The following is a 12,221-nucleotide window of genomic DNA, read 5'->3' on the forward strand; positions in this document are numbered from 1 at the left end:
CGCTCGAGGAAGCAGAGATCGCCCTTCAGAATCTGAAGCCCGATGCCGAACCGCGCGCGAAAGCCGATGAACTGCGTGATCGTGTGGCAGCACTTCGCGTCGCCCTCTCCGAAGCCCGCGCCGAATATGAAGGGCTGCGCCGCGAGGCAGAGCAGCGTGGTCGCCGTCTCGCGGCCATCGCGCAGGAGCGTGACGCCTGGCAGCTTCGCGCCACCAATGCCGAGCGCCAGATCGCAACGCTTGAAGAACGCAAGGCGGAAGCCGAAGCCGAACTCCAGACGCTGGAAGGTGTCCCCGCCGAGATCGAAGAAAAGCGCCGCGCGCTTCTCACCTATATCTCGGAGGCCGAAACGGCGCGCAGCCAGATGGCGGACGAACTCGCCACCGCCGAGAAGCATCTTTCCGAAGCCGTAAAGCACGCAAAGGAAGTCCAGCATCAGCTTGGCGAGACGCGCGAGGAACGCGCCCGCATCGACGGCCTCGTTACCGGCGCGCGGGAGCGTGTGGCCGAATCCGAAGAGCGTATCCGCGAAGTGCTCGAATGCGAGCCGGAAGCAGCGCTCAAGCAGGCCAATCTCGAGGAAGGCGCCGCGCTTCCCGATCTCGACCAGATTGACGCGAAGCTTGAGCGGCTGAAGCGCGAGCGCGAGAGCCTTGGTGGCGTGAACCTGCGCGCCGAGGAAGAATCACGCGAACTGACCGAGCAGCTTGAAACCATGACAGCGGAGCGCGAGGACCTTGTCAGCGCCATCGCCAAGCTGCGTCAGGGCATTGGCAGCCTCAACCGCGAAGGCCGCGAGCGCATGCTCGAAGCCTTCGAGAAGGTGAATGCGAATTTCTCGCGGCTCTTCACCCATCTCTTTGGCGGCGGCGAGGCCCATCTGAAGCTCACCGAATCGGATGACCCGCTGGAAGCCGGCCTTGAAATCATGGCCCGCCCGCCGGGCAAGCGGCTTCAGGTCATGTCGCTTCTTTCGGGCGGCGAGCAGGCGCTGACGGCCATGTCGTTGATTTTTGCGGTGTTTCTCACGAATCCCTCGCCCATCTGTGTGCTGGACGAAGTGGACGCGCCGCTGGACGACGCCAATGTGGAGCGTTTCTGCGATCTGATGGACGAAATGACCCGGACCACCGATACGCGCTTCCTCATCATTACCCACCACGCACTCACAATGGCTCGCATGAATCGCCTTTTCGGCGTCACCATGCAGGAGCGCGGTGTCTCGACCCTTGTTTCGGTCAATCTCGACACCGCCGAGACGCTGCGCGAGGCCTCCTGAGGGCTTCGCACCACCCTCTTACGCAGGGGAAAGGCCTCCAGTTTCGGGGGCCTTTTTCATGACAGAAAGAGACTCAAAAGAGTGTTCCGGCGAGGCCGATTGCCGCAGGCGCGAAGGCAGCTTAAAATCACTGTCGTATCAACAACTTACGCGGCCTCTGGCGGTTCTTGACAGCGTATGACCCTGCCAGTAGGGTGCGCGCGGCTTCGGTCTGGGGCGGGGCTCCGAAAGAGTGTTTTCTGACGGCGAGGCTCCGCTTTGGCACGAAACGAGGAAGCTGGCATCCCTGCCGACGGCGAAGAGGCATCCCGGAAGAGAGAACTTGATCTTCTGGAAAGCCGTATCGCGGCCGCGCGTGGTGCCCGAAAGGGTACCGAAACAGACGGGAAAAGGTCAGCGCCGACAGGCAGGCCCTCCGATATGGGCATTGCTATGAGGCTTTCCTCGGAACTCGTGGCCGGGGTGCTCTTGGGGGCCGGCATTGGCTGGTTCCTGGACTGGCTTTTTGGCACGCTGCCGATCTGCCTGGTTGTCTTTACCGGGCTGGGGACGATAGCGGGCGTTAAGAATGTGCTTCGCGCCACGCAGGCCATGAATGCGACGGCGGCGGACGCAAAGAAGGATCAATCCGGGCAGCAGCCCGGCGACGCAACAGCCGGGCCCAAATCCGGCGACAAGAACTGAGGCTTAGGCAATACCGTGGCAACAGGCGCCGAACAAGCTGGCGGTTTTCCCGTCGATCCGCTGCACCAGTTCGTTGTGCAGCCCCTTATCCCCCTGAACATTGGCGGCCTTGATGCCTCCTTCACCAATGCCAGCCTCTGGATGGTGGTGACGGTGGCTGCGGTCACGCTCTTCACCACGCTGGGCATGCGCTCCGGTGCCATGGTGCCCGGGCGGATGCAGTCGGTCGTCGAGAGCTTCTACACATTCGTTGCCGATATGGTGCGGGACAATGCAGGCGCAGATGCGATGCGCTTCTTCCCGTTCATCTTCACCCTCTTCATGTTCATCTTCTTCGCGAACATGATCGGCATGTTCCCCTATGCCTTCACGGTTACGAGCCACATCGCGGTTACCTTCGCGCTGGCAATCACCGTGTTCCTTGGCGTGACGGTGACAGGCTTCATCCTGCACGGCCCGCGCTTCCTCAAGCTCTTCGTGCCAAGCGGCGTTCCCCTCGTGGTGCTGCCGATCGTCGTGGCGATTGAGGTCATCTCCTATTTCTCGCGTCCCATCAGCCACTCTGTCCGTCTTTTCGCCAGCATGCTGGCCGGACACATCATGCTGAAAGTGTTCGCGGGTTTCGTCCTGACATTCCTGACAATGGGTGCAATCGGTTTTGTCGGCATGATCCTGCCGCTCTTCATGATCGTTGCCCTGACGGCGCTTGAGTTCCTTGTTGCCGCTCTTCAGGCCTATGTCTTCACCATTCTGACCTGCATGTATCTTCACGACGCGCTGCATCCGGGCCACTAGGCCGGTTGCGGGGCGCAGTACCCCAATTAACGAAATGGTTGCGGCTTCCCGCCGTTCCCTAACCTCCAAACGTCCTAACAGGAGCACCTGATCATGGAAGCAGAAGCAGCAAAGTTCATCGGCGCCGGTATCGCCTGCCTTGGCATGGGTGGCGCGGCCATCGGCGTGGGCAACATCTTCGGCAACTACCTCGCCGGCGCCCTCCGCAACCCCTCCGCCGCTGACGGCCAGTTTGCCCGTCTGATCTTCGGCTTCGCCGTTACTGAAGCGATGGGCATCTTCTCGCTGCTCGTCGCTCTGATCCTGCTCTTCGTCTGATCCATCGCAGATCGGCCAGCCGGTTGTTCCGCTGAGGGGCAACCGGCGGCAGGTCGCCTGACCGACCGGAGACCAAAATGCCCGAAGCCATGGCCCAGGAGCCCGGCAGCGAGCTTATCGCCGAGATTCACGTCCCGGATGCCGAGCATGCGGGAGGCTTTCCGCCTTTCGACGCCGCCACCTTCGAATCCCAGATTGTCTGGCTGGTATTGAGCTTCATCGCTCTCTACCTGCTGATGTCCCGTGTGGCGATGCCCCGCATCGCCAGCGTGCTGGAAGAGCGCCGCGATCGCATCGCGGATGATCTCGACCAGGCCGCCCAGTTCAAGCGGCAGACAGATGAGGCCATCGAAGCCTATGAGACGGCTCTTGCCGAAGCCCGTGCCAAGGCACAGGGCATCGCGCAGGAAACGCGCGATATGCTGAACGCGGAAACAGAAAAGCAGCGTGTCGCCATCGAGGCGCGCCTTGCCGAAAAGATCGCGGATGCGGAAAAGAAGATTGCGGCCACCAAGGAAGCAGCTCTTCAGAATGTCCGCGCCGTTTCCGTGGAAGTTGCGGATGCCATCGTCACCCAGCTCCTCGGTGAAGCGGATCGTGCCGCTGCCGAGCGCGCTGTTGACAGCGAAATAGCGTAAGGACAAGCCCCATGTTCGCCACAGCCGAATTCTGGATCCTGGCCTGCCTTGTCGCCTTCTTCGTGATCCTTGGCTATTTCAAGGTCCATCGCACTGTTGCCAGCTCGCTCGACAAGCGCGCCGCCGACATTGCAGCGGAACTTGATGAAGCCCGCCGCCTCCGCGAGGAAGCACAGCAGCTTCTCGCCTCCTACCAGCGCAAGCAGCGCGAGGCGATGAAAGAAGCCGAAGATATCGTGACCCAGGCAAAGGCCGAGGCCGAGCAGCTTGCGAAGGAAACCCGCGCCAATATGGAAGCGCAGGTCGAGCGTCGCACGAAGCTCGCCGAAGACAAGATCGCCCAGGCTGAAGCCCAGGCTCTTGCCGATGTTCGTTCCGTGGCGGCTGATGTTGCCATCGGGGCGGCCCGGCGGGTCATTGCCGAAAAGGTCGATGCCAGCGCGGATGCCAAGCTGATCGAAAAGTCGATTGCCGATCTCGCTTCCAAGCTGCACTGATCAGGCTCCCTGAAATCGAAAAACCCGCCCGCGAAAGCGTGGCGGGTTTTTTGTTGCCTTCGTCTCCCCGCCTCCCGTTGAATGGGTCAGATCAACGAGGGGGACCGGGATGCTGGAGAGATATACGCGGACAGACTTCACCCATGAGGGCGCATCAAAGCCTGTCTATAGCCGCGGCGATGGCGCCCCCGTCATCGTCATTCACGAGATACCGGGCATCACGCCGGAAGTCATCCGCTTTGCCGACTGGGTGGTCGATGCCGGTTTCCGGGTTCACATGCCGCTCCTTCTCGGTGAAGTAGGCCGCCCTCTCACCCCCGGCTATGTCGCAAAATCCATCGCGCAGCTTTGCATTCGGCGCGAGTTCCACATCCTCGCCTCGGATCGCTCAAGCCCCGTCACCGCATGGCTGCGGGCACTCGCGCGCCACGTCCATGAAGAGTCAGGCGGCAGGAAGGTTGGTGCGATCGGTATGTGTTTCTCGGGCAATTTCGCGCTCTCGATGATGATGGAGCCATCGCTCATGGCACCCGTCCTCTCGCAGCCTTCCATGCCCTTCCCGCTCGGCGCGAAGCAGCGCGCGGCGCTCCATGTCTCGCCTGAAGAACTCGCCTGCGTGAAGGCACGCTGCGCGAAAGGCGACAAGGTGCTCGGCCTCCGCTTCAAGGGCGATTTCATGTGCCCGCCGGAGAAGTTCGAGACACTTCGGCGCGAACTGGGTGAGGGCTTTGAAGGAATAGAGCTTGAGGATGACACGGCGAATCCGGCCTCGCCTGCACCGAAGCCACATAGCGTTCTGACCGTTGATCTCATCGACCGCGATGGTGAGCCGACAAAGGAAGCAGCAAAGCGGGTGATCGCCTTCCTGCAGGAGCGGCTCTCGGCCTAGCATCACCCCCCTTGCGGGAGGGTGACGCAAGAGGTCGGAGACTGCGAGCAGCCTCTAGGCTTCCATCACCGTCAGTTGAGGCCAGTGTGATTTCCATCGCGCGGCCTTTTCCGCATAGCGCGCGGCGGAGAAATTCGGGGTGCGGTTCGGGCGGATGGTCATGGTGGCGATGTCATCAAGCCCCATTGGCGCATAGAGCGTCCCGTCCGCCTGCAAGCCCACCATGCAGGCGGGTGCGAGAAAGCGGTCTATCCCCTCGCAAGAATTTCGCAGCGGCGGATAGGGCGTGCCGAATTTCGCTTCATACCAGAGATGCACGCGCGCCTGATTGCGCAGTTCCACCTCGGCACCAAGATCTGCGAAAGTCTCCATGCTGCGCTGAATGGCGGCGTCTTCCGCTTCAAAGCTCGTATCCTCATCGAAATAGAAGAGGTCGTAATCCTTGATGCCATAGGAAGGCGGCCGGCCCGTCAGCGCGTTCCACACCGTCTGGAACAGGGAGCCGGAGACAAGCCACGTATCGCCCAGCCCGAGCGATGGCAGTCGTTCCAGTATGCGGCGGTTCGCCTCATTCGTCAGGGCAAGCGCGATGAAGCGCTGCTCATCCATTCCCGGCCTGCGCCGCTATCGCTTCGAAAAGCGCGATGGTCTCATCCTCACGATAGCTCGCTTCATCATTGGTCTGACCATAGGAACTGTTCGCCGAGGTTTTCACTATGACGAGGTCATTCGCCGGATCGACATAGACGAACTGGTTATAAATGCCGACCGCCGCATAAGGCCCGTCAACGCTGCGCGGCAACCACCAGAGATAGCCATAGCCCCAGGTAATATCCGTACCCGGCTTCTCGCCCGGCAGCAGCCGTTCTGCATCCGGCGTATGCGAGGCCTGGACCCAGTCTGCGGGCACGATCTGCTCGCCATTCCATTTGCCGCCATTGAGATAAAGCAGGCCGAAGCGCGCATAGTCCCGCGCGGTGACGTTGACACCGCCCGCAGCAAGCTCCTCGCCCGTGTCATCCAGCACCCAATAGCCATCATGCTCCGCGCCGATTTTCGACCAGATTTTCTGTTCGAGATATTCGCTGGGTGTTACGCCCGTTGCCTTGCGCAGCACGAGGCCGAGCACCTGTGCATCCATGCTGTTGTAATAGTTCACGGTGCCCGGCTCATGTTCGCGGCGAAGCGTTTTTGCGAAATCCACCATCGAGCTGCCAAGAGCGAGCGCCCGACCGAAGCGGGCAATATCGGATTCGGGATCGCTGTAATCCTCGTTCCACGCAACACCGGATGACATTTCGAGCGCGTCCTTCACGCTCACGCCTTCATAGGCGGTGCCCGCAAGTTCCGGCGCATACTTTTCCAGCAGATCAGTGATGCTCTCGATCTTTCCTTCATCGATCGCAATGCCGACAAGGGCAGAGATGAAGGATTTGCCGACCGACCAGGAGATCCAGCGGGTGGCGCTGTCATTGCCCCGCCAGTAATTCTCGTAGAGAACCGCGCCACCCTTCACAACGATGAGGCCGGTCGTGTCCGTTTCCTCAAGGAAGCGCGCCGTGTCGCGCGTCTCACCTGCCCAGTCATAGGTTGCAGGCAGATCAATAGGCGTGCCTGCAGGGAGTTCCGACACGGGGCCAGACCGGCGGAAGGGGCGGACGGGGAAGTATTCATCCATCGCGCGGAAGCGCTCTACCTGTTCCTCGCCCGAGAACATGGCGGCGACGAAGCGGATGCGGTTGATCTCCTGCCATTTCGAGATGCCGAGGATCGTGATGGCAACCAGAATGACGGCGATCACCGCAAGCGCGATGCGTCCTGCGCTGAGGCGCATATCTCCCTCCCCCACTTTTGCCGCGCATTGGCGGCGTTTTTATTCAGCCGCTTCTGCGGGTGCCGAAGGTGTCCAGCGAAGCACGGGTTTGCGCGCAGCCGCTGTTTCATCGAGCCTCCGTCGCGGTGCCATGAAGGGCGCGCCGGTAAAGCGTTCCTTGTCATTCGATTTCGCGGCACGCGCGAGATCTTTCAGCGTCGCAATGAAGAGGTCGATGGATTGCTTCGATTCCGTTTCCGTCGGCTCGATGAGCAGCGCCCCGTGAACGACCAGCGGAAAATACATAGTCATCGGGTGATAGCCTTCATCGATCATCGCCTTGGCGAAGTCGAGCGTTTCAACGCCGGTACCCTTGAGGAAGCGATCATCAAAGAGCGCTTCATGCATGCAGGGTCCTTCGAAGGAGGCCGACATGTCATCCTTCAGAGACGCGAGCACATAGTTTGCGTTAAGCACGGCATCTTCGGCCACCTGGCGCAGCCCGTCCGCGCCGTGGCTCATCATATAGGCGAGCGCGCGCACGAACATGCCCATCTGGCCGTGGAACGCGGTCATGCGGCCAAAAGGCGTTGTGCCATCGGCCTTCGCTTCTTCATTCGTCTCGACAAGGCGGAAACCCTTTTTATCAGAAACGACATAAGGAAGCGGCGCGAAAGGCGCGAGCGCTTCGGAAAAGACCACCGGCCCCGCACCCGGACCACCACCACCATGCGGCGTGGAGAAGGTCTTGTGCAGGTTGATATGCATTGCATCAATGCCGAGATCGCCCGGCCGCACGCGGCCCACAATCGCGTTGAAGTTCGCGCCGTCACAGTAGAAATAGGCGCCAGCCTCATGCACCGCCTTTGCGATACTGACGATATCGCGCTCGAAAAGGCCGCATGTGTTCGGATTGGTCAGCATGATCGCCGCAACATCCGGCCCGAGCTTCGACTTGAAGGCTTCGAGATCAACGCGGCCTTCATCCGTGGCGGGAATGGCATCCACCTTGTAGCCGAGGAGGGCCGCTGTTGCGGGGTTTGTGCCATGCGCCGACTCCGGCACGAGCACGCGGGTGCGCTGCGCATCCTCGCCCCGCGCGATGAGCGCGGCGCGAATGGCCATCATGCCGCAAAGCTCGCCATGAGCGCCCGCCTTAGGCGAAAGCGCGACACCCGGCATGCCGGTCAGTTCCCGCAGCCAATGAGCGAGTTCGCTCATCAGTTCAATCGCGCCCTGCACTGTCTGCTGCGGCTGAAGCGGATGCACGTCAGAGAAGCCCGGAAGCCGCGCCATCTTTTCATTGAGGCGGGGATTGTGCTTCATCGTGCAGGAGCCGAGCGGATAAAGCCCCGCATCAATCGAGTAGTTCTTCGAGGAAAGCCGCACATAGTGGCGCACGACTTCCGGCTCGGAAAGGCTCGGCAGGCCGATGCGGCCCTTCCGCTCCAGCGCACCGAGATGCGAGGTAAAGCCTTCCGGCTCGTCAAGATCCACACCGCAGGCGCCCGGATTGTCGATCTCGAAGAGAAGCGGCTCTTCAAGTTCCAGCGCGCGATTGCCGGTGAAGGTGGAGTTGCGCGAACCGCTATGCGCGGTGTTTCCGATCGCGGTCGGACGACCCTGCCTGTTCATACCGGACATCAGAGCACCTCTTTCAGCGCGGCTTCATATGCGGCGCGGTCATCATCCGTATTGATCTCCGTCGAGGCGACGATGAGAAGGTTTTCAACCTCGGGCCGGCCTGGCCAGAGGCGCGAGGCGGGAACACCACCCAGCACGCCCTTCTCCACCAGCGCATCCACCACTTCCGCAGCGGGCTTCGGCAGGCGCATGGTGAATTCATTGAAGAATGTGCGGTTCAAAATCTCGACGCCCGGCACCTTCGACAGAAGCCCCGCAAGTTTTGAGGCCGCAGCGTGGTTGATGCGGGCAAGGCGCTTGTAGCCTTCCTCGCCGAGCAGCGACATATGAATCGTGAAGGCGAGACTGCAAAGACCCGAATTGGTGCAGATATTCGATGTCGCCTTTTCGCGGCGAATATGCTGCTCGCGCGTGGAGAGCGTCAGCACGAAGCCGCGATTTCCTTCGGCATCAACCGTTTGGCCGCAGAGGCGACCCGGCATCTGGCGCACGAATTTTTCGCGTGTCGCAAAGAGGCCGACATAAGGTCCGCCAAAGTTGAGGCCGTTGCCGATGGATTGACCCTCGCCCACCACAATATCGGCCCCCATTTCACCGGGCGGTGTGACCGCGCCGAGCGAAACGATTTCCGGCACCACGGCAATCAGTAGCGCGCCCTTTGCGTGAGCGGCTTCGGCGATGGCACGCAGATCATGCAGCTCGCCGAAGAAGTCCGGCGTCTGCACGACGATGCAGCTTGTCTTGTCGCAAATGCGATCCGTCACATCGAAGGCTTCGCCGGGAAGAGCGGGCGGCATGATTTCCAGTTCATAGCCGCCAAACTCCGACAGGTTCTTCACCACTTCCGCATATTGCGGGTGGAGCGTGCCGGTGAGCACCGCCTTGCGCCGCTTGGTGACGCGATGCGCCATGAGCACCGCTTCGCCGCAGCCCGTCGAGCCGTCATACATGGAAGCATTTGCCACTTCCATGCCGGTAATCATTGCCACCTGTGTCTGGAACTCGAAGAGATATTGCAGCGTGCCCTGCGTGATTTCCGGCTGATAGGGCGTGTAGGAGGTGAGAAACTCCGAACGCTGGATCAGGTGATCCACCGATGCCGGCACGTGATGACGATAGGCACCGGCGCCGACAAAGAAAGGCACGGAGCCCGCCGCCACATTCTTCGCGGCCATGCGCCCCAGCAGACGCTCGACCTCCAGCTCGCCCTTCCGGCGAGGCAGATCGACCAGTCCTTCGCGACGGGCGCTTTCAGGCACGTCGCGGAACAGCTCATCGACACTTTTTGCGCCGATGACACCGAGCATCTCGCGCCGGTCGGCATCAGTCAGTGGCAGGTAACGCATGGCTTCGCAGTTCCTTTCGCCCGCGGGGCGGTTGGTCCGTTGAGTGGTGTGCCTTACTGGAGGCTCTCGACGAATTCGGCATAGGCCGCTTCGTCCATCAGCTTGTCGAGTTCGGAGGGATCGGAGATGCGCAGCTTGATGAACCAGCCATCGCCCATCGCATCCTCGTTGACGCCGGCAGGCGTTGCTTCGAGATCGGTGTTCACATCGATGACTTCGCCGCTGACAGGCGAATAGACCTCGCTCGCCGCCTTGACGCTTTCAACAACGGCCGCTTCGTCGCCCGCAGCAAGCTCCTTGCCCACTTCCGGCAGTTCGACAAATACCACGTCGCCAAGCTGCTCCTGCGCATAGTCGCTGATACCGATGGTGGCGATGTCACCATCAACGCGCACCCATTCATGCTGATCCGTAAAACGAATATCGCTCATATGTAATTCCCCTGATCTTTTATCCGCCGCGCTCAGCCCGGCTTGTGGAAACGTTTGGTCACGAAGGGCATCGGCGCAACCTTTGCCGGACGCCCCTTCCCCCGCACCATGAGGTCGATTGCGGTATCCACTTTCGCGAAGGGCGTTTCGACATAGCCCATCGCAATCGGCCCACCTATCGTCGGTCCATAGCCACCGCTTGTGACCACGCCGATCTTGCGGCCCGACGCATCGGTGATTTCCGTGCCTTCGCGGGCAGGCGCCTTGCCTTCGGGCAGAATGCCGACACGCTTGCGTGTCACGCCATTTGCGATCTGGTCGAGAATGATTTTCGCACCTGGGAAATTCGCTTCCTCGCGGCGGCGCTTGCCGATCGTCCAGGTGAGGCCCGCCTCCACCGGCGTCGTCTCTTCGTCAATGTCATGGCCGTAAAGGCAAAGCCCCGCTTCAAGGCGCAGCGAATCGCGCGCGCCAAGACCGATGGGCTTCACTTCCGCTTCCGCGAAGAGCTTCTTCACCAACGACACTATTTCTGCCGCCGGAACGGAAATCTCGAAACCATCCTCGCCTGTGTAGCCCGAGCGGCTGACGAGGCAGGGCACGCCTGCGACATTTATCTCGGCGCAGGTCATGAAACCGAGCGTGGTGGTATCAGGTGCAAAGCGGGCAAGCACTTCCGCAGCCTTCGGCCCCTGAAGGGCTATCAGGCCGCGCGTCTCAAGTCGCTCCAGGGTGACGCCTGCAGGAAGATTGGCTTCGAGATGCGCAAAATCCGCATCCTTGCAGGCCGCATTCACCACGAGATAGAGGACGCCGTCCTCCTTCATCCGCGTGGCCATGAAGTCATCGCGGATGCCGCCCTTGTCATTCAGAAAGAGCGTGTAGCGCATGGCGCCGGGCACGAGATCGCGGATATCGCCGGGGACCAAGGCTTCGAGCGCGGCGGCGACGGTTGCATGGTCCGGCCCCTTCAGAAAGGCCTGCCCCATATGGGACACATCAAAAAGCCCTGCTGCCTCGCGCGTATGAAGATGCTCGGTGAGCACGCCGGTCGGGTACTGCACGGGCATGTCATAGCCCGCGAAGGGAACCATCTTTGCGCCAAGTTCCACATGCAGCGCATGGAGAGGCGTTGTTTTGAGAGTTTCCGTCATGATCTTCCAGGTTCCGTCCGCCGGTTGCCCGTTGGGATTTCACGAATCGAGATGGTCCGCTACCCGGCGGATTGCTCCGCTTGCAGCGCCCCACTCTGTCGCGGAACCTGAGAGATTTCGCGGCAGGGAATCGCCTGCCGCTTGCGCCCTTCGGTGAGGCCGGATTATCCGTTCCGGCCTGCTTTCCAGAGATTCATCCCCCTGCGGTCCTTTTGCCTGAGAGTTTCCGGGGCGGTTGCTCCTTCGGCGCCGGATACCGGCTTTCGCCAGCCCCGACCTCTCCCGCAGGGTTCATCTGTGTCTGGCTGATAATATGGACGGTCCCGCCAGAGTCAAACGGGGAAATTCCGGTCACAATTCCGGGGATTTTTATCCTAGCGAATGGCGGAATAAGGCATCGTCCGGTTGTACTGAAGCTGCTCCGGCGTGAGCTGGAAGCCGATCAGAATCTGGTAGATGCTGCCATTCGCATTCTCGCCATAGGGCAGCACCGTCCCGTCAACCGAATGGACAAAGCGCATCTGTCGCTGACCCGCCTCAAAGACGACGGGGACATTGTGAATCTGCTTCTTGTCGAAGGCGGTGTAGCGGCGCGTGACCGCCACGAATGTCTGTAACGTAAACTCACGCGAATTGGCGGCAGGCCCGAGTTCGGCGATGCCGTCAAAGGCGAGATCAACGGTGATGGTCGAATCGCTCTTGTTGTAGGTGCATTTCGACACGACCCTGCCC

General features: G+C 61.0%; 13 protein-coding genes, 1 pseudogene and 2 riboswitches. Of the genes and pseudogenes, 7 read left to right on the plus strand and 7 right to left on the minus strand.

Annotated elements, in window-relative coordinates:
• From WBF74_RS04995 to WBF74_RS05025, 7 genes and pseudogenes are all read left to right on the plus strand, one after another.
• Positions 1 to 1,280: pseudogene (locus tag WBF74_RS04995) on the plus strand (chromosome segregation protein SMC); the annotation flags it as partial.
• Positions 1,281 to 1,700: 420 nt separating this feature from the next.
• The gene (locus WBF74_RS05000) at positions 1,701 to 1,964 is read left to right on the plus strand and encodes an AtpZ/AtpI family protein (protein ID WP_424436087.1); all 264 of its coding nucleotides are present in this window, start codon (positions 1,701 to 1,703) and stop codon (positions 1,962 to 1,964) included.
• 15 nt (positions 1,965 to 1,979) lie between these two features.
• Positions 1,980 to 2,759, plus strand: a complete 780-nt coding sequence (locus WBF74_RS05005; RefSeq protein ID WP_424436090.1) for a F0F1 ATP synthase subunit A — start codon at positions 1,980 to 1,982, stop codon at positions 2,757 to 2,759.
• Positions 2,760 to 2,852: 93 nt separating this feature from the next.
• On the plus strand, positions 2,853 to 3,077 hold the full coding sequence (locus WBF74_RS05010) for a F0F1 ATP synthase subunit C (RefSeq protein WP_424436093.1): 225 nt from the start codon (positions 2,853 to 2,855) through the stop codon (positions 3,075 to 3,077).
• Between the two features lie 77 nt (positions 3,078 to 3,154).
• Complete coding sequence (locus tag WBF74_RS05015) at positions 3,155 to 3,715, plus strand: F0F1 ATP synthase subunit B (protein ID WP_424436096.1); 561 nt, start codon at positions 3,155 to 3,157, stop codon at positions 3,713 to 3,715.
• An 11-nt stretch (positions 3,716 to 3,726) separates the two neighbouring features.
• Complete coding sequence (locus tag WBF74_RS05020) at positions 3,727 to 4,212, plus strand: ATP F0F1 synthase subunit B (protein WP_424436099.1); 486 nt, start codon at positions 3,727 to 3,729, stop codon at positions 4,210 to 4,212.
• A 109-nt stretch (positions 4,213 to 4,321) separates the two neighbouring features.
• A complete protein-coding gene (locus WBF74_RS05025) occupies positions 4,322 to 5,101 on the plus strand; it encodes a dienelactone hydrolase family protein (protein ID WP_424436102.1) in 780 nt (259 codons plus the stop codon).
• Between the two features lie 54 nt (positions 5,102 to 5,155).
• Here WBF74_RS05025 and WBF74_RS05030 read toward each other — a convergent pair whose 3' ends face one another.
• The 7 genes from WBF74_RS05030 to WBF74_RS05060 all read right to left on the minus strand — a co-directional run.
• Positions 5,156 to 5,710, minus strand: coding sequence for a nucleotidyltransferase family protein (locus tag WBF74_RS05030; RefSeq protein WP_424436105.1), 555 nt, complete (start codon positions 5,708 to 5,710; stop codon positions 5,156 to 5,158).
• Complete coding sequence (locus WBF74_RS05035) at positions 5,703 to 6,935, minus strand: serine hydrolase domain-containing protein (protein ID WP_424436108.1); 1,233 nt, start codon at positions 6,933 to 6,935, stop codon at positions 5,703 to 5,705. Before WBF74_RS05035 ends, WBF74_RS05030 begins: the two co-directional genes overlap by 8 nt.
• 39 nt (positions 6,936 to 6,974) lie before the next feature.
• Positions 6,975 to 8,549, minus strand: a complete 1,575-nt coding sequence (gene gcvPB, locus WBF74_RS05040) for an aminomethyl-transferring glycine dehydrogenase subunit GcvPB (RefSeq protein WP_424436123.1) — start codon at positions 8,547 to 8,549, stop codon at positions 6,975 to 6,977.
• An 8-nt stretch (positions 8,550 to 8,557) separates the two neighbouring features.
• A complete protein-coding gene (gene gcvPA, locus WBF74_RS05045; protein ID WP_424436111.1) occupies positions 8,558 to 9,904 on the minus strand; it encodes an aminomethyl-transferring glycine dehydrogenase subunit GcvPA in 1,347 nt (448 codons plus the stop codon).
• Between the two features lie 53 nt (positions 9,905 to 9,957).
• Positions 9,958 to 10,335 (minus strand): glycine cleavage system protein GcvH, encoded by a 378-nt coding sequence (gene gcvH, locus WBF74_RS05050; RefSeq protein WP_424436114.1) that lies wholly within the window; start codon positions 10,333 to 10,335, stop codon positions 9,958 to 9,960.
• 32 nt (positions 10,336 to 10,367) lie between these two features.
• On the minus strand, positions 10,368 to 11,489 hold the full coding sequence (gene gcvT, locus WBF74_RS05055; RefSeq protein ID WP_424436117.1) for a glycine cleavage system aminomethyltransferase GcvT: 1,122 nt from the start codon (positions 11,487 to 11,489) through the stop codon (positions 10,368 to 10,370).
• A gap of 93 nt (positions 11,490 to 11,582) precedes the next feature.
• Positions 11,583 to 11,680, minus strand: a riboswitch (glycine riboswitch).
• A 3-nt stretch (positions 11,681 to 11,683) separates the two neighbouring features.
• A riboswitch (glycine riboswitch) is annotated at positions 11,684 to 11,784 on the minus strand.
• Between the two features lie 79 nt (positions 11,785 to 11,863).
• A partial coding sequence (locus WBF74_RS05060) for a hypothetical protein (RefSeq protein WP_424436120.1) occupies positions 11,864 to 12,221 on the minus strand: 358 nt, incomplete at its 5' end.

Source organism: Parvibaculum sp., assembly GCF_049672805.1.
In the GTDB taxonomy this organism is placed as follows: Bacteria; Pseudomonadota; Alphaproteobacteria; order Parvibaculales; family Parvibaculaceae; genus Parvibaculum.